Annotated in this window: 21 protein-coding genes; 9 read left to right on the top strand and 12 right to left on the bottom strand. The window is 70.0% G+C overall.

All coding sequences use genetic code 11. The features are described 5' to 3' along the window. Positions 1-5: 5 nt before the first annotated feature. The 5 genes from bcp (at position 6) to ACLF3G_RS13965 (ending at position 4,107) form a co-directional block, all read left to right on the top strand. Complete coding sequence (gene bcp / locus ACLF3G_RS13985) at positions 6-476, top strand: thioredoxin-dependent thiol peroxidase (RefSeq protein WP_430669991.1); 471 nt, start codon at positions 6-8, stop codon at positions 474-476. Then, positions 476-1,555, top strand: a complete 1,080-nt coding sequence (locus ACLF3G_RS13980) for a hypothetical protein (RefSeq protein WP_430669990.1) — start codon at positions 476-478, stop codon at positions 1,553-1,555. Before bcp ends, ACLF3G_RS13980 begins: the two co-directional genes overlap by 1 nt. A 172-nt stretch (positions 1,556-1,727) precedes the next feature. Beyond that, positions 1,728-2,903: an MFS transporter gene (locus tag ACLF3G_RS13975; RefSeq protein ID WP_430669989.1), complete on the top strand. Its 1,176-nt coding sequence runs from the start codon at positions 1,728-1,730 to the stop codon at positions 2,901-2,903. 93 nt (positions 2,904-2,996) lie between these two features. After that, the gene (locus ACLF3G_RS13970) at positions 2,997-3,470 is read left to right on the top strand and encodes a hypothetical protein (RefSeq protein WP_430669988.1); all 474 of its coding nucleotides are present in this window, start codon (positions 2,997-2,999) and stop codon (positions 3,468-3,470) included. A gap of 4 nt (positions 3,471-3,474) precedes the next feature. Next, complete coding sequence (locus tag ACLF3G_RS13965) at positions 3,475-4,107, top strand: aspartate/glutamate racemase family protein (RefSeq protein WP_430669987.1); 633 nt, start codon at positions 3,475-3,477, stop codon at positions 4,105-4,107. On the opposite strand, the gene ACLF3G_RS13960 is transcribed toward ACLF3G_RS13965, so the two are convergent. Genes ACLF3G_RS13960 through ACLF3G_RS13940 form a run of 5 tightly spaced genes read right to left on the bottom strand, consistent with a single transcriptional unit; the run spans position 4,001 to position 8,374 of the window. Further along, on the bottom strand, positions 4,001-5,167 hold the full coding sequence (locus ACLF3G_RS13960; RefSeq protein ID WP_430669986.1) for a M48 family metalloprotease: 1,167 nt from the start codon (positions 5,165-5,167) through the stop codon (positions 4,001-4,003). The two genes, ACLF3G_RS13965 and ACLF3G_RS13960, sit on opposite strands and share 107 nt — an antisense overlap. Positions 5,168-5,195: 28 nt before the next feature. Next, a complete protein-coding gene (locus tag ACLF3G_RS13955) occupies positions 5,196-5,753 on the bottom strand; it encodes a LemA family protein (protein ID WP_430669985.1) in 558 nt (185 codons plus the stop codon). Positions 5,754-5,781: 28 nt separating this feature from the next. After that, complete coding sequence (locus tag ACLF3G_RS13950; protein WP_430669984.1) at positions 5,782-6,453, bottom strand: DsbA family oxidoreductase; 672 nt, start codon at positions 6,451-6,453, stop codon at positions 5,782-5,784. A 35-nt stretch (positions 6,454-6,488) separates the two neighbouring features. Then, positions 6,489-7,655 carry an aminotransferase gene (locus tag ACLF3G_RS13945; protein WP_430669983.1) on the bottom strand — a complete coding sequence of 389 codons (1,167 nt, stop codon included), beginning with the start codon at positions 7,653-7,655 and terminating at the stop codon, positions 6,489-6,491. Beyond that, positions 7,652-8,374: a DNA-3-methyladenine glycosylase family protein gene (locus ACLF3G_RS13940; RefSeq protein ID WP_430669982.1), complete on the bottom strand. Its 723-nt coding sequence runs from the start codon at positions 8,372-8,374 to the stop codon at positions 7,652-7,654. The genes ACLF3G_RS13945 and ACLF3G_RS13940 overlap by 4 nt, the downstream gene beginning before the upstream one ends. 221 nt (positions 8,375-8,595) lie before the next feature. Between ACLF3G_RS13940 and ACLF3G_RS13935 the strand changes: the two genes are divergently transcribed. After that, complete coding sequence (locus ACLF3G_RS13935) at positions 8,596-9,324, top strand: response regulator (RefSeq protein WP_430669981.1); 729 nt, start codon at positions 8,596-8,598, stop codon at positions 9,322-9,324. A 6-nt stretch (positions 9,325-9,330) separates the two neighbouring features. Next, positions 9,331-10,674, top strand: coding sequence for an ATP-binding protein (locus tag ACLF3G_RS13930; protein ID WP_430669980.1), 1,344 nt, complete (start codon positions 9,331-9,333; stop codon positions 10,672-10,674). Between the two features lie 2 nt (positions 10,675-10,676). Here the strand turns inward: ACLF3G_RS13930 and ACLF3G_RS13925 are convergent, their stop codons facing one another. Continuing rightward, positions 10,677-10,865, bottom strand: a complete 189-nt coding sequence (locus tag ACLF3G_RS13925) for a hypothetical protein (protein ID WP_430669979.1) — start codon at positions 10,863-10,865, stop codon at positions 10,677-10,679. A 133-nt stretch (positions 10,866-10,998) separates the two neighbouring features. On the opposite strand from ACLF3G_RS13925, the gene ACLF3G_RS13920 reads away from it, so the two are divergent. Continuing rightward, complete coding sequence (locus ACLF3G_RS13920; protein ID WP_430669978.1) at positions 10,999-11,439, top strand: hypothetical protein; 441 nt, start codon at positions 10,999-11,001, stop codon at positions 11,437-11,439. 6 nt (positions 11,440-11,445) lie between these two features. Here the strand turns inward: ACLF3G_RS13920 and ACLF3G_RS13915 are convergent, their stop codons facing one another. The 6 genes from ACLF3G_RS13915 to ACLF3G_RS13890 all read right to left on the bottom strand — a co-directional run bounded on the left by ACLF3G_RS13915 (position 11,446) and on the right by ACLF3G_RS13890 (position 17,602). After that, complete coding sequence (locus ACLF3G_RS13915; RefSeq protein WP_430669977.1) at positions 11,446-11,877, bottom strand: hypothetical protein; 432 nt, start codon at positions 11,875-11,877, stop codon at positions 11,446-11,448. A gap of 158 nt (positions 11,878-12,035) precedes the next feature. Next, positions 12,036-13,073, bottom strand: a complete 1,038-nt coding sequence (locus tag ACLF3G_RS13910; protein ID WP_430669976.1) for an ABC transporter ATP-binding protein — start codon at positions 13,071-13,073, stop codon at positions 12,036-12,038. Further along, positions 13,070-14,080 (bottom strand): ABC transporter ATP-binding protein, encoded by a 1,011-nt coding sequence (locus tag ACLF3G_RS13905; protein ID WP_430669975.1) that lies wholly within the window; start codon positions 14,078-14,080, stop codon positions 13,070-13,072. Before ACLF3G_RS13905 ends, ACLF3G_RS13910 begins: the two co-directional genes overlap by 4 nt. Positions 14,081-14,088: 8 nt before the next feature. Then, entirely contained in the window at positions 14,089-15,018 is a 930-nt protein-coding gene (locus ACLF3G_RS13900) for an ABC transporter permease (protein ID WP_430669974.1), read from the bottom strand. Positions 15,019-15,031: 13 nt separating this feature from the next. Further along, positions 15,032-16,003, bottom strand: a complete 972-nt coding sequence (locus ACLF3G_RS13895) for an ABC transporter permease (protein ID WP_430669973.1) — start codon at positions 16,001-16,003, stop codon at positions 15,032-15,034. 9 nt (positions 16,004-16,012) lie between these two features. Next, positions 16,013-17,602: an ABC transporter substrate-binding protein gene (locus ACLF3G_RS13890; protein ID WP_430669972.1), complete on the bottom strand. Its 1,590-nt coding sequence runs from the start codon at positions 17,600-17,602 to the stop codon at positions 16,013-16,015. A gap of 104 nt (positions 17,603-17,706) precedes the next feature. Here ACLF3G_RS13890 and ACLF3G_RS13885 point away from each other — a divergent pair, with 104 nt between their 5' ends. After that, on the top strand, positions 17,707-19,308 hold the full coding sequence (locus tag ACLF3G_RS13885) for an ABC transporter substrate-binding protein (protein ID WP_430669971.1): 1,602 nt from the start codon (positions 17,707-17,709) through the stop codon (positions 19,306-19,308). The last annotated feature ends 12 nt before the right edge of the window (positions 19,309-19,320 follow it).

Raw genomic sequence — 19,320 nt, 5'->3', positions numbered from 1 at the left:
CCCGCATGTCCGAGACGCTCGCCGAAGGCGCCGCCGCGCCCGACTTCACCATGCCGGCCTCCGGCGGCCGCACCGTCAGCCTGGCCGAGCTGAAGGGCCAGCCCTTCCTGCTGTATTTCTACCCGAAGGCGGACACGCCCGGCTGCACCAAGCAGGCCTGCGGCATCCAGGAAGCGCTCCCGCAACTCGGCAAGATCGGCCTGACGGTCGTTGGCGTCTCGCCGGACCCGATGAAGCCGATCGAGAAGTTCGCCCAGAAATTCAACCTGACCTTCCCGCTGGCCTCGGACGAGGACCACAAGGTCGCGGAGGCCTATGGGGTCTGGGTGGAGAAGTCGATGTATGGCAAGACCTACATGGGCATGGAGCGGTCGAGCTTCCTGGTCGGCGCCGATGGCCGGATCGCGCGGATCTGGCGCAAGGTGAAGCCGGAAGCCCATGCGGCGCAGGTGATCGAGGCAGCGAAGGGGTTGTGATGGACGAACAGGCGGAAGCGGGCGTCGCGGGACCAGACGCGTCCCCGAAGCCGATGAGCGCCGAGGCGGTCACCTGGGCGTTCCGCTACCTGATCGGGCGCGAGCCGGCCTCGGCGGAGGAGGTCGAGGCGCATCGCCACATGCCCGACCTCGACACCATGCGCCGCGTCTTCGCCAACACCTGGGAGTTCTTCGACTTCTACGACCGCGCGCTGGACAATTCGGCCAGCTACGGCATGCCGCTGTTCCTGATGCGCCCGCCGGCCGACCCGGGCTTCCCCTTCCGCTTCGAGCCGCCGAACCTTGACAACCCGGTCGGCCAGTTCTGCACCATGTCGCAATTCGATGATCCGGCCTTCGTCGAGATCGCCGAGGCGATGGGCATGGCGCCGACGCAGACCCGGCGCAGCTGGGAGCAGGCCTGGATCGTCTCCATGCTGGCCACCGCCGGGATGATCGAGCCAGGCCGGCGCGGCCTTGGCTTCGGCGTCGGGCGCGAACGCATCCCGGCCCTGCTGGCCTCCCGCGGCGTCGCGGTGCTCGCCAGCGACACGCCGCATGAATCACCCGAGGTGCCGTTGCCGCCGGGCACCCACCTCATGGCGCTGTTCCACCCCGAGATCCTGCACCTGACGGATTTCGAGCAGCTGGTCGGATACCGGCCGATCGACATGACCAGCCTGCCGGTCGACCTCGACGGCCAGTTCGACTTCTGCTGGTCGGCCTCCGCCGTCGACCGGCTGGGTTCGATCGCCGCCGCCAGCCAGTTCCTCGAGGACAGCCTGCGCGTGCTGCGTCCCGGCGGGCTGTCGCTGCACACGCTGGCCTTCAACATCCGCTCCGACTTGGTGACGATGGAGCACCCCGGCCTGACCCTGTTGCGCCGGCGGGACCTGGAGGCGCTGGCCGAACAGCTGCAGGTGATGGGGCACGAGCTGCTGCCGGTGAACTTCCATCCGGGGCTTCACCCGCTGGATGGCGAGGTTTCCATAGGCCCGCATGCCCCGCCACGGCCGAAGCAGCGGCATGCCGGGCTGGTCTTCACCTCTTTCGGGCTGGCCATCCGCAAGGCGGCCTAGCGACCCATGCCGGGCGCGCAGGGCAGCGGCGCGGGCCATCGCGCCACACGCCGCTGGAACCGGGGCGGATTTCCGTGCTGACTGGTCCCGCGGCCGGACCTGCGTCGGCGGCGGCCTGACCCGGAGAGGCAAGATGATGACCAGCCGCCCTGCCGTCACAGCCGGCGTGCTCATGACCTGTGCGGTCCTGTGTGCCGCGCTCGCCATGGGGCTGCGCAACGCCTTCGGCCTGTTCCTGGCGCCGATGACGGAGGCGAATGTCTGGACCGCCTCCGGCTTCTCCTTCGCCATCGCGCTGCAGGTGCTGCTGAACGGGGTCAGCCAGCCGATCTGCGGCCAGGTGGCGGATCGCTACGGCGGCCGTGTCGTCGTCATCGGTGGCGCGGTGCTGTACGCCATCGGCATCCTCGGCATGCTGATGGCCTCGGCGCTGGGCGTCTTCACCTTCTTCGCCGGCATCGTCATGGGCATCGCGGTGTCCGCCGCCGGGATGCCGGTGATCATCGCGACGCTGACCCGGCTGCTGCCGGAAAGCCAGCGCGGCCGCGCCGTCGGCCTCGGCACCGCCGGGTCGTCCTTCGGGCAGTTCCTGGTGGTGCCGCTGGCGGGAATCGGCATCGGGACGCTGGGGTGGGAGGTGACACTGGCGATGATGGCGGCCGTCGCCCTGTTCATGATCCCGCTCGCATTGCCGCTGGCGGAGCCGCCGCGGCCGAAGGTGGCGGCGCAGGATGATGAGACCGCGGGCGCCGCGCTGCGCCGCGCGCTGCGGACGCCGACCTTCTGGTACCTGTTCTTCGGCTTCTTCGTCTGCGGCCTGCACATCTCGTTCCTGACCACCCACCTGCCCGGGTTCGTGCATTATTGCGGCCTGCCGGTCGCGGTCGGCGCCGGCGCCATCGGGCTGATCGGCCTGTTCAACATCGCGGGCTCGCTCGGGGCGGGCGAATTGACGCAGCGCTGGAAGCGGCGGGAGCTGCTGGTGATCATCTACGCGGCGCGCGGCGTGCTGATGACCGGCTTCATGCTGGTGCCGAAGACAACCACCACCGTGCTGATCTTCTCCGCCATCATGGGCATCCTGTACCTGTCCACCGTGCCGCCGACCGTGGCGCTGGTGGCGCGCAACTTCGGCACGAAGTGGCTGGCGACGATCTTCGGCCTGGTCTTCCTCGGCCACCAGCTCGGCGGCTTCACCGGCGCCTTCCTGGGCGGCGTCGTGCTCGACATGACCGGGTCCTACGACACGATGTGGTGGATCGGCGTCGGCGCCTCCGCCTTCGCGGCGCTGGTGCACCTGCCGGTGAAGGACCCGGGCGTGCCCAAGGCCGCGGCGGCGGCGGCCTGAGGCGCGGACAACACGGCGCCAGCCGCGACCAACCCCGATAGGCGCGGCCACCCCGGCCGCGCTATCATCGCCGCATCAGTGAAGGATTTCGGGATGCGACGGTCGATCCTGGTGATGGCGATGGTGGCGGCGCTCGGTGGCAGCGCCGCTGCGCAACAGGCGGGAGCGCAGCCGGCCGCGCCGCGGGCGGAGCCGCCGCATGCCTGGGTGTTCGGCTCCTGGACCGGCGGCATCTTCCCGCCGGGCGAGACCAGCGGTCCGCGCTGCACCGGCCAGCCGAGCGTGATCTTCACCCGCGACGTGGTGCTGCGCGCCTCGATCTTCGACGTCGCCTATCGCCAGCGGCTGATCGAAACGGTGGCCGCCTCGCCGAATACGCTGGAGTTCCGCTTCGTCCCGGCGGCCGGCGGCGGCAATGCCCTCGCCTCCCGCATGCCCGCCGATGTCGGCTTCGGCTGTCCGGGCGGACCCAACTCGCTGATCGTCGAACGCCGCGGCGAGAACGAGATCGCCTTCCCGAACTGCGCCGAATTCCCCTCCCCCCTCACCCGCTGCGTCGGCAACTGACCCGGTGCGGATCGCGCTGATCCACGCGCTGCGGCATTCACCGCCGCCGATCGAGGCCGCCTTCGCCGAGCATTGGCCGCAGGCGCGGCTGATGAACCTGCTGGATGACAGCCTCTCGGCCGACCTGGCGCGGGACGGCGCGCTGACGCCGGCGATGACGGACAGGTTCCTGGCGCTCGGCCGCTACGCCCACGGCACCGGCGTGCAGGGCGTGCTGTTTTCCTGTTCCGCCTTCGGCCCGTGCATCGAGGCAGTGGCGGCGGACTTGGCGCCGATCCCGGTGCTGAAGCCGAACGAGGCGGCTATCGGGGAAGCGATGGCAGTGGGCCGCCGCATCGGCCTGCTGGCCAGCTTTCCCGGCACGCTCGCCTCCATGCCGCCGGAATTCCCGCCCGACGTCACCGTGGTGCCCTGCCTGGCGGAGGGGGCTCTGGCCGCGCTCGATGCCGGGGATGGTGCGACGCATGACAGGCTGGCGGCGGAGGCAGCGAAGGCGCTTGCGGATTGCGACGTGATCCTGCTCGGCCAGTTCAGCCTGGCGCGGGCGGCCCGGGCGGTGACCGATGCCACGGGTTTGCCGGTGGTGACGACGCCGGGGAGCGCGGTACGTCGCCTGAAGGCGATGCTGGCGGGCTGAGCGGCGCCGGCGCTTCGGCCGCGATCGGCGGCAGCGGGCCGGGGTCGCGGCCGCCGCCATAGCGCACCAGCGCGGCGACGCGATCCTCCATCGGGGGATGCGTCGCAAACCAGGACCAGCCGCGGCTGAGCACCGCATCGTGCAGGAACAGCGCCCGCACCTGGTCCGGCACCGCCGGCAGATCCGGCCGCTGCGCCACCTTGCGCAGCGCCGAGATCATTGCGTCGGCATTTCCCGTCATCTCCACCGCGCCGGCATCTGCCAGGTATTCCCGGTTGCGCGACAGCGCCATGCGCAGCACCACCGCCAGCAGATGCGCCAGCACGGCGATGAGGATCGCGATCGCGATCAGCGCCACCACCACCAGCGCACCACCACCGCCGCCGCGGCCGCCACTCCTCGAACTGCTGGAGGATGAGGACGACCGGCCGCGCCGGATCCCGCCCACCCGCCCGAAGCGCATCAGCTTCAGCATCTGCCAGGCGCCATCCGTGACCAGCGTGATGACGCCGACGAACACCGCCGCCACCACGCCGAGGCGCGCATCGCCGTTGCGGATGTGCGCGAGCTCATGCGCCAGCACGGCCGAAAGCTCGGCATCGTCCAGCGCATCGAGCAGCCCGCGCGTCACCGTCACCGCCGACCGGTCGGCGGTCATCCCGGCCGCGAAGGCGTTGCGGGCGGGCGTCTCGATCACCGAAAGCCGGGGCAGGCGCATGCCGCGGCTGATGCACAGCGCTTCCGTCAGGCGCCACAGCCGCGGCTCCTGCTTCGGCTCCGTCACGCGCTTCGCGCCGGTCACCAGGTCCAGGATGCGGCGATGCGCGAACCAGGCGATGGCGAACCAGATCCCGGCCAGCAGCAGCGCCAGTGGGATGATGGCGGGAAGCAGCTCCGCGGCCATCGTCAGGCCGCTGCCGATATCCGGCGCCTGCCCCGCCACCAGCAAGAGCGCCAGCGCGTAGCCCATGGCGCCCAGTAACACGGGAAAGCCGGCCAGCAGCAGGATGGACCGGATGGCCGTGTTCCAGGCGTGGGTGCGGAGCCCGACGGCCTGCATCGCCGTGGATCCTCCTGCCTGCCCGGCGCTAGAACTTCACCTGCGGCGGCGCCTGGGTCGCGACGCGCTCGGCCTCGGACAGCTCGAAGAAGCCACGCGGATGGAAGCCGAGGCTGCCGGCGAAGAACACTGCCGGGATGGATTGGATCGCGGCGTTGAATTCGGCCACGGCATTGTTGAAGAAGCGCCGCGCCGCCGCGATGGTGTTCTCGATGCCCGACAGCTCGCTTTGCAGCGACAGGAAGTTGGTGTTGGCCTTGAGGTCCGGATAGGCCTCGGACAGCGCGAACAGCCGGCTGAGCGCGGCGCCCAACTGGCCCTCCGCCGCGCTCGCCTGTTCCGGCCCCTGCGCGCGGATGGCGCCGTTGCGCGCCTGGATCACCGCCTCCAGCGTGCCGCTTTCATGCGCGGCGTAGCCCTTCACGGTCTCCACCAGGTTCGGGATCAGGTCGTGGCGCTGCTTGAGCTGCACCTCGATATCCGCCCAGGCCTGCGCCACGACCTGCCGCAGCGAGACCAGGCGGTTGTAGATGACGACCAGCCACAGCAGCAGCAGGACGACGAGACCGAGCAGCACCCATTCCATCTGGCGACCCCTGGCAAGGCCTGGGACGTTACGCCGCCGCGGCGCGGGCGGAAAGGATGGCGTCCGCGCGCCGGAACGCCTCCGCCATGCGCGCCGGCGGCATGGCGCCGCTGAACAGCAGATGCCGGTCCATCAGGAAGGATGGCACGCCGGAAATGCCGCCCTGCCGCGCCGCGGCATCCTCGGCCAGCACCTCCGCCCGGTGCTCCTCGCCGCGCAGCATCGTGGTGACGGCGACGGAGTCGAGCCCAGCGCCATCGGCGAGCGTCGCCAGTACCAGGATGTCGCCGATGTCCTGGCCTTCCTGGAAGTAGCCACGAAACAGCGCCTCCACCACCGCATCCTGCACGCCGGCGGCTTCGGCCATGCGGATGACACGATGCGCCCGGACGGTGTTGGGGGTGCGCAGCATGCGGTCGTGGCGGAATTCCAGTCCGGCGGCGCGGCCGGCCTCCGCCACATTCGCATCCAGCTCCCGCCCCCGCGTCTCCGATCCGAACTTCTGGGCGCGATAGGTGGCGCGCTCGACCCCTTCCTCGGGCATCTCGGGGTTCAGCTGGAAGGGGCGCCAGCGGATGGCGAAGTGCAGACCATCGGCGGCCAACTCGGCCAGCGCGGCCTCCATGTTCCGCTTGCCGATCCAGCACCAGGGGCAGATCGCGTCGGAGACGATGTCGAGCGTGCGGACGGGCTGGGTCATGGCGGTTCTCTCCTGCTGCCGCGGATATGGGACGTTCAGCCCAGCGCTGCCAGCCGCCCCGGCACCTGCGCCAGCACCTCCTCCCCCGCATTGGCGAAGGCGAGGCGCAGGTGGCGTTGCTGGCCGGGGCCGAAGAAGGGGCCGGGCAAGGTCATCAGGCCCTGCGTCGAGGCCAGCATCTCCGCCGCCTCCAGCGCATCCGGCGCCCCTTGCGGCAGGCGGAGATAGGCGAAGTAGGTGCCGATGGCGTCAAGCCGCCAGCCGGGAAGCCGCGCCACCGCGGCGCGGAACATTTCGGCGCGGTCCGCCATCAGGCGGCGGTTGCCGGCCCGCCAGCCCGCCAGCGCCGGCACCGCCCAGGTTAGCGCCGCCTGGGCCGGTCGAGCGGGGCAGATCTGCCAGGTGTCCAGCGCCTTGGCGAGCTGCGCGCGGAAGGCCGGCCCCGCCGCGATGGCGCCGACCCGGTGCCCCGGCACGCAATAGGCCTTCGAGAACGAATACAGGTGCACCAACCCGTCGCGCCAGGACGCATCGCCGAACAGGCCGTGCGGCGGCGACTGTTCCGGCGTGAGGAAGTCCCGGTAGGTCTCGTCCAGCACCAGCCAGGTGCCGCGCGCCCGGCAGATCTCGGAAAACTCCTGGATCACCGCGGCGGGATAGACGGCGCCGGTCGGGTTGTTGGGCGTGACCAGGACCAGCGCGCGGACCGGCTGCGCATCCATCAGCGCGGCGGCCTCCGCGGGGTCCGGCACGAAGCCTTTCTCCGGGCGCGTCGGCAGGGCCACGGGGCGGACGCCCTGCATGGTCAGCGCCATCTGGTGGTTGAAGTACCAGGGCGCCGGCAGCATCACCGCCTCCCCTGGCGCCGCCAGCACCGCCATGGCCATGGCGAAGGCGAGGTTGCAGCCGGCGGTGATGGCGATGTCGGCGGCGTCCACCTTCGCGCCGTAGAAGCCGGCAATGTCGGCGGCCAGGGCTTCCCGCAGGCCCGCGTCGCCATCGATGGCGCCATAGCCGGCGCAGGCCGGGCTGCCGGCGGCCTCGGCCAGGCGCGCCAGAAGTTCCGGCGGCGGCGGATAGCCCGGCACCGCCTGGGTCAGGTCCAGCGCCGGCCCGGCACCGCCGGCATAGCGCGCGGCCCAGGCGCGGGCGGCGGGGATCGGCGGCTCGGCGGTTTCGCGGAGGCGGGCGGAAAGGTTCATGCGGGCAGGGTGCCGCCGCCGGCCGGCGCGGGCAATGCGGCGCCGGGATCATCCTCGATGATCGGTCGGCCCGTGACCTGTCGCCAATGATGCCAGAACAGCCGTGCCGCCACGCCGCGCCAGGGCGCCCAGGCGACGGCGATGCGGGCCAGTTCCTTCGGCGCCGGCCGGGCCTCCAGCCGCTTCAACTGCGCGACGCTGGCGGCGAGCGCGATGTCGCCGCTCGGGAAGATGTCCGGCCGGTCATGCGCGAACAGCAGATGCACCTCCGAGGTCCAGCGCCCGAGGCCGCGCACGGCAGACAGATGCGCGACGGCTTCCTCATCCGCCATCGCCCCCAGCCGGTCCAGCCGCAGGGAGCCGTCGAGGCAGGCGGTGGCCAGAGCCCGCGCATGCGCCGCCTTCGGCCGCGACAGGCCGCCGACGCCGCACAATACGTCATCCCCCATCGCCACCAGCCCGGCAGGTTCCAACGCACCCGGAATTGCCGAAAGCCGCCGCCAGATGGCACCCGCCGCCTGGTTCGAGATCTGCTGCCCGCAGATGGTGCGCAGCAGCCCGCCGAAGCCGGCCGGGCGGGTCCGCCAAGGCAGCGGGCCAGCCGCCGCCTCGATCGCCGCGAGATCGGGGTCCGCTGCGACCAGCGCCGCCACGGCCTGCCGCGCCCAGGCCGGGCCCGCGGGGAAGTTCAGCGGCGGGGATGCAGGAGGGGGGCTCATCCCCGCCGCCACTACAGCACGCCAGCCTTGGCCGGGAGGGGGGTGGTCCTGCCGGGCCGGCGTCCTGCCCCCTGTAGCTTGTCCCGGCGCAGCCACCGTCCAAGGGTCTGGAACCGCCTGAATTGCAACACTTCGTTGCCGTGGCCGCGTCCGTCACATGCTGCAACATTCATCTGCCGATCGGCGTTAGGTGCCGGCCTGCGCCGCACTATGTTACGGCCATGGACGCCACCGCCCCCCACATCCTCGTTGTCGACGACGACCGCGAAATCCGTGAACTGCTCGGCAAGTTCCTGGAGAAGCAATCGCTGCGCGTCACCGTGGCCCGCGACGCACGGGAGGCCCGCAAACTCTGGCCGCTCGGCCGCTACCACCTGGTGGTGCTGGACCTGATGATGCCGGGCGAATCCGGCCTCGACCTCGCCCGCTGGCTGCGCACGCAGTCCGAGGTGCCGATCGTCATGCTGACCGCGATGGGGGAGGACACGGACCGCATCGTCGGCCTCGAACTTGGCGCCGACGACTATGTGGCCAAGCCCTTCAACCCACGCGAATTGCTGGCCCGCATCCGCGCCGTGCTGCGCCGTGCCACCGCCGACAGCAGCACCGGCCCCTCCCAGGAACCGCCGGCGCGCATCCTGCGCTTTGCCGGCTGGGTGCTGGAGCCGACGCGCCGCCGCCTGGTCAACCCGCAGGGCGCAGAGGTACCGCTGACCGGCGGCGAGTACGAGTTGCTGATGGTGCTGGTGGAACGCCCCAACCGGGTGCTGACGCGGGACATGCTGATGGACCTGCTGCGTGGCCGCCAGGCCGGTCCGTTCGACCGCGCCATCGATGTCGCCGTGTCGCGCCTTCGCCGCAAGCTGGAGGATGACGGCCGCAACCCGCAGGTTATCAAGACCGTGCGCGGCGGCGGCTACGTGCTGTCCGCCACCGTTGAGCGCAGCTGAGCCGGGATGCGCTGGCTGCGATGGCTTTGGCCCCAGACCCTCGCGGGGCGCACCGCGCTGGTGCTGCTGACCGGGTTGATCCTGGTGCAGGTGGCCGGCCTGACCATCCATGCGCTGGACCGCGTCGACCTGCAGCGCTTCCAGCAGGCGCGCGAGATCTCCCAACGCTCCTACGGTGCCTGGCGCAGCCTGCTGCAGGTGGCGCCGGAGCGGCGCCGGGGGCTGGTGGACGACCTCGACATGCCGCCGGGGCTGTCCCTCTCGGTGGATGATGAAGCGCTCGCGAAACCCGGCTACCCACCGCCGCCGCCGCCCTTGATCCGCCTGCTGCGGCTGGACGGGCTGCGCCACGCCCCGCCGCGGTTCCGGCCGCGGGAGGTGCTGATCGCGACCGACCGCCACCCCGGCCGGCTGATGGTCAGCCTGCGCTTCCCGGACCAGGGCTGGCTGAACCTGCGGCTGGAGATGCCGCCGCCGCGACCCTGGCATTCCGAAACCTTCCTTTTTGCCTTCGCGCTGATGACGCTGGCCGCCGTGGCGCTGACGCTGTGGGCGGTGCGGCGGCTGACCCGGCCGGTGGCGGCGCTGGCCGCCGCTGCGGACCGGCTGGGCCGCGACGTAAACGCGACCCCGCTGCCGGAAACCGGCCCGGCGGAGGTCGCCACCGCCGCGCGCGCCTTCAACACCATGGCAGAGCGCATCCGCCGCTTCGTCGGCGACCGCACGCAGATGCTGGCCGCCATCGGCCATGACCTGAAGACCCCGATCACCCGCCTGAAGCTGCGCGCCGAGTTCCTGGACGATGACGAGCAGCGCCGGAAAATGCTGGCGGACCTCGATGAGATGGAGGCGATGATCGCCGCCACCCTGGCCTTCGCGCGGGATGATTCGACGCGGGAGCCATCGGTGCCGGTCGACCTCGCCTCCCTGTGCCGTACCGTCCTGGACGAGGCCGCCGATGCGCGGCCGGATTCCGCCGATAACATCACCTACGAAGGTCCGGAACACCTGACTGTCGCGGCACGGCCAGGATCACTGAAGCGGGCACTCGCCAACCTCGTCGCCAACGCGGTGATCTATGGCGGGTCCGCCCGGCTGGCCCTGGCGCCGCCCGTCGCCGGCAGCATCCGCATCGCGGTCGAAGACGACGGACCAGGCATCCCGGAGACGGAGTTGGAGACGGTGTTCCAGCCCTTCCGCCGGCTGGAGGAAAGCCGGAACCGGGAGACCGGCGGCACCGGCCTCGGCCTGCCCATCGCCCGCAACATCTTCCGCGCCCATGGCGGCGATGTGGTGTTGCGCAACCGGCCGCAGGGCGGCATCGCGGCCATCGCCACCATACCGGTCTGAGGTCAGGGTCCGAACAAAGCCAACGCCACCTCGCCCGCCACCAGGCTGGCGGACAGCGCGATGGTCGACCAGCGCATCGCCTCCCGCCAGACAGGCTCCCGGGCGATAGGCGCGTGCAGCGCGCGCGGGCGGGGCGGAATGCGGAGGTCTGCGGGGATCTCCGGACGGAGGGGGAAGGTCGCTGTGCTCATGGGGCGACTGGAACATATAGAGAACATGAACGCAAGCACCGAAATCGTGTCCGGCCGCGAAACAGACGCGCCATGCAAACCCCTTGTGGAAGCCCCGCCGCGCCCTGAACATGGTCCGGTGGAGGAATGCCGCATGTCCGCATCCGATGGGTTTCTTGGCCGACGTCTTCTGGTGCTGCGGGTCGCCACGGTGGGCGTCGCCGCCGCGCCGGTCGCCGGCCTGGCGCAAGGCAGCAAATCCGGAGGCGGCGGCCTGCCGGGTGCCAAGGGCAGCACGCCCCCACCCCCGGCGCGCAGCGGCCTGACCGACAGCGACCCTTCGGATGAGCCGGGCGCGGGGCGCGGCGGCACCCGTCCGCGCGCCGGCGTCTCCGACAGCGACCCGTCGGACCCGCCGGGCCGGGGCCGCGGCGGCAACCGCGCGCCCGCCGGCGCGACGGATAGCGACCCCTCCGACGCACCGGGACGCGGGCGTGGCGGCAACCGTCCACCCGCCGCCGGCCCCTCGGACAGCGATCCATCCGACCCGCCCGGCCGTGGCCGCGGCAGCGCGCCGGAAACCAAGCGGACCTGACCGACCTCAGCCGACCAGGATACCGCGCCCGGCGAAGAAGTCCTGGAAGCGCACGATTGGGATGCGGGCATCCGCCTGCGTCCCGGGGCTGTCGCCGGAGGGGTTGTGCAGGCGCAGCGCTCCCGCCGCGTCCCGGCCGAAGACCAGCACCAGATGCCCGCCGCGCGCGGTCGGCGACGTCTCCGGCCGCCGGATGCCGGGGTGGACGGAGGCGATGAACAGGCTGGCCTGCCCCTCGACAAGCTGGGCCACATCCTGCGCCGACTGGTCCAGCAGGATGCGCGCCGGGATGCCCTGCCCCGCCAGCCAGGTGACGGCGCCGGCGTAGATCAGCCCGCGGATGCCCTCTGGCGCCTCGACATAGCCGCCCGCCGCCTGCACGCCACGCCGTATTTCGTGGATCGGCGGCACCGGGCGACCGAGCGCGCCGAGCACCATCTGCAGGCAGGCACAGCCGCAGAGGTGTTCGGCCCAGAGCGCGTATTCTACAGGACTTCCCGCGCCGCTCGCCGCCCAGAGCGGGTCCGTCGCCGCGTCACGCCCGGCCAGGAACTCCGCGACCAGCGCGGGGCTTTCCCACTGGGCGCGGTAGGGGATCAGGCCGCGTCGTTCAGGTGGCAGGCGCTGCGCTGATCCGGCGCGATCGCCCGCAGCTTCGGCACCTCCACCCGGCAGCGGTCGAAGGCATGCGGGCAGCGCGGATGGAAGTGGCAGCCGGGCGGCGGGTTCAGCGGCGAGGGAATTTCCCCCTTCACCGTTGCGAAGGCCCGCTTGCGGTTGCCGATGCGCGGCACGCTGGCCAGCAGCGACTGCGTGTAGGGGTGGTTGGCGGCGGCGAAGACCCGCTCGGTCGGTGCTTCTTCCACGACCCGGCCGAGATACATGATGACGACGCGATCGCTGAGATGTTCCACCACGCCGAGGTCATGGCTGATGAACAGGTAGGTCAGGTCCAGGTCGCGCCGCAACTGCATGAACAGGTTCAGGATCTGCGCCTGGATCGACACGTCCAGCGCCGCCACCGCCTCGTCGCAGACGATGAATTCGGGCGCCACCGCCAGTGCCCGTGCGATGCCGATGCGCTGCCGCTGGCCGCCGGAGAACTGGTGCGGGTAGCGCCGCTTGAAGGCCGGGTCCAACCCGGCGCGGCGCATCTGCGCGTCGACATAGGCATCGAAGCCGGACCGGTTGGTCAGCCCATGCACCAGCGGCGCCTCCCCCACGATGTCCGCTACCCGCATGCGCGGGTTGAGGCTGGCATAGGGGTCCTGGAAGATCATCTGCCGCCGCAGCTTGGCAATCTTCTCGGCCTCGCCCTGGAGGCCGGAGACATCCTTGCCGTTCCACAGGACGCTGCCCTCGGATTGCGGCAGGATGCCCGCGACGATGCGGCCGAGTGTCGACTTGCCGCAGCCGGATTCGCCGACCAGCCCCACCACTTCGCCCTTGCGGACGCGGAGATCCACGCCGTCGACGGCATGGACGATCTCCTCCTTCACCGAGGCGCCGAGGCGGCGCGCCAGGCGGGCGGCGATGTCGAGCTTCTTGGCGAAGCGGCGCGATACGCCGCGCAGCTCCACCATCGGGGTTTCGGTGTCGGTGAAGGTGCGGGGCGCTTCCTGAACTTCACTCATGCCGTCGCCACCTCCTCGAGATGCGGATGGTGGCAGCGCGCGAGGCGGCCCGGCAACCAGCCATGCAATTCGGGCATCACCACGCAATCCGCCGCCGCGCGTGGGCAGCGGGTGCGGAAGGAACAGCCTTCAGGCAGGTTCAGCAGCGACGGCGTCATGCCCGGGATCTGCCGCAGCGGCACGCCGCGCTTGTTGCGGGACGGCACGCTGCCAATCAGCCCGTGGGTGTAGGGATGCAGCGGCGCATCCAGCACTTCGCCAACGTCGCCATGTTCCACGACGCGGCCGGCATACATCACGGCGATATCGTCCGCGAGGCCCGCGACCACCGACAGGTCATGGGTGATCCACAGCATGGAGGTGCCGGTCGTGGCGCACAGCTTCTGCACCTCCGCCAGGATCTGGCCCTGGATGGTGACGTCGAGCGCCGTCGTCGGTTCGTCCGCCACGATCAAATCGGGCCGGTGCAGCAGCGCGATGGCGATGGCGACGCGCTGGCGCATGCCGCCGGAAAACTGGTGCGGGTAGGATTTCAGGCGCTCATCCGGGGACGGGATGCCGACCATGCCGAGCGCGTCGCGCGAACGGGCGCGGGCTTCGTCGTCCGAGACCTTCTCATGCGCCTGCACGGTCTCGATCATCTGCGTGTCGATGCGCAGGACCGGGTTCAGCGTCATCATCGGGTCCTGGAAGATCATGGCGATGCGGTTGCCCCGCAGGTTCCGCATCTCCTCCTCGGATAGCTTCGCCAGGTCCTGGCCCTTGAACAGGATGGAGCCGCCGACGATGCGGCCGGGCGGGTCGACCAGGCCCATGATGGAAAAGCCCGTCACGGTCTTGCCGGAGCCGCTTTCGCCCACAAGCCCGAGCACCTTGCCGCGCCCCACGGTGAAGGAGACATCGTCCACCGCCTTCACCACGCCGCCACGCGTGAAGAAATGCGTCCGAAGGTTGCGCACTTCCAGCGTCGGCGTCAGTGCGGCATCCGAGATCAACGGTTCGACCATTCCCAACCTTACTTCTGCAGCCGCGGGTTCAGCACGTCGCGTAGCTGGTCGCCGACCAGGTTGATGGCGACGATCGTCACCAACAGCGCGATGCCTGGATAGAAGGAAATCCAGTACTTCCCCGACAGCATGTATTCATAGCCATTGGCGATCAGCAGGCCCAGCGACGGCTCGGTGATCGGCACGCCGAGGCCCAGGAAGGACAGCGTCGCCTCCAGCGCGATGGCGCGCGCCACCTGCATCGTGCCGATGACGATCAGCGGCGGAAGGCAGTTCGGCAGCAAATGGCGAAACAGGATGCGGTAGCGCGGCAGTGCCAGGCATTCCGCCGCCTCGATATATTCGCGCCGGCGTTCCACCAGCGCGGTTCCGCGCACCGTCCGCGCATAGTAGGCCCATTCCACCACGACGATGGCGATGACCACGTTGGTCACCGACTTGCCGAGGAAGGCCAGGATCATCAGCGCGACGAGGATGGACGGAAAGGACAGCTGCAGGTCGACGATGCGCATGATGATGCTGTCGGTCTTGCCGCCGGCATAGGCGGCTGCGAGGCCGAGCGAGGCGCCTACCAGGCAGGCGATCAACGCCGAGCCGGCGCCGACGGTCAGCGAAATCCGCAGCCCGTACATGATGCCGGACAGCATGTCCCGCCCCTGATCGTCCGTGCCGAGCCAGTAGGTGGTGGCACCGTCGCCGGATTTCTCGCCCGGCTCCAGCCGCCCATCCATGATGTCCAGCACGGCGAGGTCGTAGGGATTCTGCGGCGAGATGAAGGGGGCCAGGATCGCCACCAGGATGATGATGGAGATCACCACCAGACCGCCGACCGCCAGCTTCGATTCGAAGAACTCCGAGACGAAGCGCTGGAAAGGTGTCTCCACCTTGTCCTTCGCGGGATCCCGGGGAGGCGCTTCCTGGCCGACGACGGCGCTCATGCCCTGCCTCCGTTCACTTGCTGTCGAGCCGGACGCGCGGGTCCAGCACCGAATACATCAGGTCCACCACCAGGTTGATGGTGATGAACATCAGCACGATGATCATCAGGTAGGCGACGATCACCGGGCGATCGAGCACGTTGATGCTGTCGATGATCAGCTTGCCCATCCCTGGCCAGGCGAAGATGCTTTCCGTCACCACGCTGAAGGCGATGGTGCTGCCGAATTCCAGGCCGGTCACGGTGACGACCGGGATCAGGATGTTCTTGAAGACGTGCACGAAGGTCACGCGGAACGGGCTGAGGCCCTTGGCGCGGGCGAACTTCACGTAGTCCATCAGCATCGTCTCCCGCACCCCCGCGCGGGTCAGGCGGATCACCAGGCTGATCTTGAAGAGGGCCAGGTTCAACGCTGGCATCGCCAGGTGCGCCAATCCGTCCAGTGTCAGGAACGACCAGCGCAGGCCAAGCACCTCTACGGTTTCGCCACGCCCGGTGGAGGGTAGCCAGCCGAGCTGCACGGCGAAGACCATGATCAGCATCAGCCCGACCCAGAAGGTGGGCAGGGAGAAGCCGAGGATCGACCCGGCCATGATGCCCTTGCTGGCAATGCTGTTCGGCTTGAGCCCGGCATACAGCCCGAGCGGCAGGCCAATGATAATGGCCCCGAACGTGGCCGCCAGCGCCAGTTCCAGCGTCGCCGGCATGCGCTGCAGAATCAGTTGCAGCGCAGGTTCGTTGAAGACGAAGGAGCGTCCGAGATCCCCCTGCACTGCCTTGCCGAGGAAGACCAGGTATTGCTGCCACAGCGGCAGGTCGAGGCCGAGGGCAGCGACCGCGCGCTCCCGCTCGATCTGGTCGGCATCGGGGCTGATCAGGATCTCGACAGGGTCGCCGATGGCGAAGACGCCGATGAACACGATCACCGACATCGCCAGCACGACGCCGACGGCCTGGATCAACCTGCGGAGGAGGTAGACGCTCATGGGCCGGCGTTACCGGGCGGCGGCCGGGCGCGTATCCTGCGCCCGCGTCAACTCATCCACCCGCGCCTGATGCGTCAGGCCGCGGCGCATCGCCCAGACATTGGTCTGGATGTGCAGCGGGATCACGGCCACGTCCTCGGCGGCGATGCGCTGGGCGCGGATCAGAAGCTGTTCGCGCTTCGGCTCGTCCAGTTCCACCAGCGCCTCCGTCAGCAGGCGGTCGACCTCGGCGTTGGAGTAGCGGCCGCGGTTCGACGCGCCCCAGCCGCGCTCACGCGAGACGGTGCCGATGATGTTGCGCAGCGGGTGGCTGCCGTCCGGGTTGGAGCCCCAGCCGATCAGGAAGGAGGAGAATTCCTGCCGCCCGGCGCGGCCGACGAAGGTGGACCAGGTTTGCGCCTCCACCGCGGTGCGGACGCCGATGCGGGTCCACATCTGCCCGACCGCCTGGATGATGCGGCTGTCGTTGATGTAGCGGTCGTTCGGGCCGGACAGCGTGATGCGGAAGCCGTTCGGGTAGCCGGCCTCGGCCAGCAGGCGGCGCGCAGCGTCGGCGTCGTAGGCCGGGGCCTGCACGTCCGGCACATGGCTGAAGGTGCCTGGCGGCAGGAACTGGCCGGCCGGCGTCGCCGCCCCCTCCATCACACGCTCGGCAATCGCCTTGCGGTCGATGGCCATGGACAGCGCGCGGCGCACCCGCACATCCGCCAGCGGATTGCGGCCGAGCGGCTGGCCGTTGTTGTCCGTGATCTGCGGCGAATTCTCGTTCGCGCCGCGAAGGTGGTCGAGCCCGAGGAAGATCAGCCGCAGCCCGACGGTCTCGGCCACGTGCATGTTCGGGTCGCGACGCAGGCGGGCAAGGTCGCTGGTCGGCACCTGGTCGATGATGTCGAGGTCACCCGAGAGCAGGGACGCCGTGCGCGTCGCGTCGTTGGTGACCATGCGGTAGTTCACACGCTCGAAGGCCGGCTTGTCGCCCCAGTAGTCATCGTTGCGCGCGAACTCGATGCGGTCGCCGTTGCGGTGGGCGACGACGCGCCACGGGCCGGTGCCGATCGCGGCGCGGCCGTTGTTGAAATCCTCGGTCGTCGCATTCGCATGCGTCTCCGAATCCAGGATGCGGACATTGGTCATGTCCAGCGGCAGCAGCGGATAGGGCGCCGCTGTGTGGAAGCGGATGGTCAGCGGATCGACGATCTCCATCCGCTGGATCGGCCGCGCATAGGCGGCGTAGGAGGACGGGCTGTTGGGCACGTTCGGCAGGCGGTTGATGGTGAAGACCACGTCTTCCGCTGTGAAGGCGTTGCCGTTGTGGAACTTCACGTCCGGCCGCAGCTTGAATTCCCAGGTCGTCGGGCCCGTCGCGGTCCAGGACAGCGCGAGGCCGGGAATGTTGCGCGCCGCCGAATCCGTGCTGACCAGCTTGTCGAAGATCATGTCGCTGACGGCGTTGTTCGGCGAAAGCTGGTGGTAGTGCGGGTCCAGCGACGTCACGGGTGAGCCGACGCCCATGTTCAAGGTCTGGGCGTTGACCGGTGAAAGGCCCAGGACCAAGGCCGACACCGCCACCGTGGCGGCATTCCGGATGCTGTTGCGCATCACGCTCTCCTCATTCGAAGCTTCCCCGAAGCCGCACCTGTAGCAGCATGGCAGCCATGCGGCTAGGCTGCCGCATTCCTGCCACTGCCGAAAGAAATTGCGAAATGATATCATCCCGCCTCAATTTCAGGCGTGCTCTTCTGGCCACGGGCCTCCTTCTGGGTGCCGCACCTGTCCTGGCGCAGACCAGCCCCCCGCCCAATCTGACCATCGGAATCGGCGGATCGCCGACATCGCTCGATCCGCATTTCTACAATGCCTCGCCCAACATCAGCCTGACCATGCACATCTTCGACCGGCTGGTGGAACAGGATGCGACGGCCCGCATCCAGCCGGCGCTGGCCGAAAGCTGGCGCGCGGTGTCCGACACCGCCTGGGAGTTCAAGCTGCGCGCCGGCGTGAAGTGGCATGACGGCCGAGACTTCACCGCCGACGACGTCGCCTTCACCATCGGTCGCGCGCCCAACGTGCCGAACAGCCCGGGCGGCTTCGGCGGCTTCGTCCGCGCCATCACGCGCGTCGAGGTCGTGGACCCGCTGACCATCCGCTTCCACACTGCCCAGGCCCACCCGCTGCTGCCGACCGAACTGGCCTCGATCCAGATCATCTCCCGCCATGCCGGCGAGGGCGCGGCGACGGAGGACTACAATTCCGGCCGTGCCGCGATCGGCACCGGTCCCTACCGCCTGGTCTCCTACCGCCCCGGCGACCGCACCGAGTTCGCCCGCAACGAGACTTACTGGAAGGGCGCCGAGCCCTGGGGCCGCGTTTCCTACCGCTTCGTCGCCAACGACGCGGCGCGTACCGCGGGCCTGCTGGCCGGCGACCTCGACGTGATCGACCAGGTGCCGTCCACCGATATCGCCCGGCTGCGGCGCGACCAGCGGCTGAACATCTCGGAGATCCAGGGCCTGCGCCTGATCTACCTGATGACCGATTTCTCCCGCACCGATGGGCCGCCGGTTCTGGTCAGCGACAACGAAGGCCGCCCGCTGCCGCGCAACCCGATGCTCGATCCCCGCGTGCGCCGGGCGCTGTCCATCGCCATCGACCGGGATGCGCTGGCCGAACGGGTGATGGAGGGGACGGCGAAGCCCACCGGCCAGTGGCTGCCGCCGGGCTCCTACTCCTACAACCCGGCGGTGCAGACCCCGCGCGTGGACCCCGAAGGCGCTCGCCGCCTGCTGGCGGAGGCTGGCTTCCCGCAAGGCTTCCGACTGACGCTGACGACGCCGAACGACCGCTACCCCAACGATGCCCGCACCGCGCAGGCGGTGGCGCAGATGTGGAGCCGTGTCGGCGTGCGGACGGCAGTGGAGGCGCTGCCCTGGACCAGCTACGCCGCGCGCAATTCCCGCCAGGAATTCAACGCCCGCCTGGCCGGCTGGGGCAGCGTGACTGGGGAGGCCAGCTACATGCTGGTCAACATCTTCGGCACCTACAACCGCGAGCGTCGCACCGGCGCCTCCAACAACTCCCGCTACTCGAACCCGGAGCTGGATGCGCTGACGGCCCGCGCCGCCGGCACGCTGGACGATGCGGAGCGTGAGAAGCTGCTGCAGGAGGCGGTGGCCATGGTGGACCGCGAGACGGCGATGATCCCGCTGTTCCAGCTGGTGAACTTCTGGGCGACCCGCCGCGGCATCAGCTACGAGCCGCGGATGGATGAGCGGACGGTGGCGATGGGGGCCCGCCCCGCCAACTGACTGGGATGGGGG

Source organism: Falsiroseomonas sp. HC035 (assembly GCF_050563525.1).
In the GTDB taxonomy this organism is placed as follows: Bacteria; Pseudomonadota; Alphaproteobacteria; order Acetobacterales; family Acetobacteraceae; genus Falsiroseomonas.
The sequence above is the reverse complement of the archived record's forward strand: the minus strand, read 5'-3'. Positions and strand labels throughout refer to the sequence as shown.

Excerpts from the sequence above, each read along its gene's own strand:
- bcp (WP_430669991.1), top strand. The coding sequence starts at position 6 with ATGTCCGAGACGCTCGCCGAAGGCGCCGCCGCGCCCGACTTCACCATG.
- ACLF3G_RS13980 (WP_430669990.1), top strand. The coding sequence starts at position 476 with ATGGACGAACAGGCGGAAGCGGGCGTCGCGGGACCAGACGCGTCCCCG.
- ACLF3G_RS13975 (WP_430669989.1), top strand. The coding sequence starts at position 1,728 with ATGACCTGTGCGGTCCTGTGTGCCGCGCTCGCCATGGGGCTGCGCAAC.
- ACLF3G_RS13970 (WP_430669988.1), top strand. The coding sequence starts at position 2,997 with ATGCGACGGTCGATCCTGGTGATGGCGATGGTGGCGGCGCTCGGTGGC.
- ACLF3G_RS13960 (WP_430669986.1), bottom strand. The coding sequence starts at position 5,167 with ATGCAGGCCGTCGGGCTCCGCACCCACGCCTGGAACACGGCCATCCGG.
- ACLF3G_RS13955 (WP_430669985.1), bottom strand. The coding sequence starts at position 5,753 with ATGGAATGGGTGCTGCTCGGTCTCGTCGTCCTGCTGCTGCTGTGGCTG.
- ACLF3G_RS13950 (WP_430669984.1), bottom strand. The coding sequence starts at position 6,453 with ATGACCCAGCCCGTCCGCACGCTCGACATCGTCTCCGACGCGATCTGC.
- ACLF3G_RS13945 (WP_430669983.1), bottom strand. The coding sequence starts at position 7,655 with ATGAACCTTTCCGCCCGCCTCCGCGAAACCGCCGAGCCGCCGATCCCC.
- ACLF3G_RS13940 (WP_430669982.1), bottom strand. The coding sequence starts at position 8,374 with ATGAGCCCCCCTCCTGCATCCCCGCCGCTGAACTTCCCCGCGGGCCCG.
- ACLF3G_RS13935 (WP_430669981.1), top strand. The coding sequence starts at position 8,596 with ATGGACGCCACCGCCCCCCACATCCTCGTTGTCGACGACGACCGCGAA.
- ACLF3G_RS13930 (WP_430669980.1), top strand. The coding sequence starts at position 9,331 with ATGCGCTGGCTGCGATGGCTTTGGCCCCAGACCCTCGCGGGGCGCACC.
- ACLF3G_RS13925 (WP_430669979.1), bottom strand. The coding sequence starts at position 10,865 with ATGAGCACAGCGACCTTCCCCCTCCGTCCGGAGATCCCCGCAGACCTC.
- ACLF3G_RS13920 (WP_430669978.1), top strand. The coding sequence starts at position 10,999 with ATGTCCGCATCCGATGGGTTTCTTGGCCGACGTCTTCTGGTGCTGCGG.
- ACLF3G_RS13915 (WP_430669977.1), bottom strand. The coding sequence starts at position 11,877 with ATGGTGCTCGGCGCGCTCGGTCGCCCGGTGCCGCCGATCCACGAAATA.
- ACLF3G_RS13910 (WP_430669976.1), bottom strand. The coding sequence starts at position 13,073 with ATGAGTGAAGTTCAGGAAGCGCCCCGCACCTTCACCGACACCGAAACC.
- ACLF3G_RS13905 (WP_430669975.1), bottom strand. The coding sequence starts at position 14,080 with ATGGTCGAACCGTTGATCTCGGATGCCGCACTGACGCCGACGCTGGAA.
- ACLF3G_RS13900 (WP_430669974.1), bottom strand. The coding sequence starts at position 15,018 with ATGAGCGCCGTCGTCGGCCAGGAAGCGCCTCCCCGGGATCCCGCGAAG.
- ACLF3G_RS13895 (WP_430669973.1), bottom strand. The coding sequence starts at position 16,003 with ATGAGCGTCTACCTCCTCCGCAGGTTGATCCAGGCCGTCGGCGTCGTG.
- ACLF3G_RS13890 (WP_430669972.1), bottom strand. The coding sequence starts at position 17,602 with ATGCGCAACAGCATCCGGAATGCCGCCACGGTGGCGGTGTCGGCCTTG.
- ACLF3G_RS13885 (WP_430669971.1), top strand. The coding sequence starts at position 17,707 with ATGATATCATCCCGCCTCAATTTCAGGCGTGCTCTTCTGGCCACGGGC.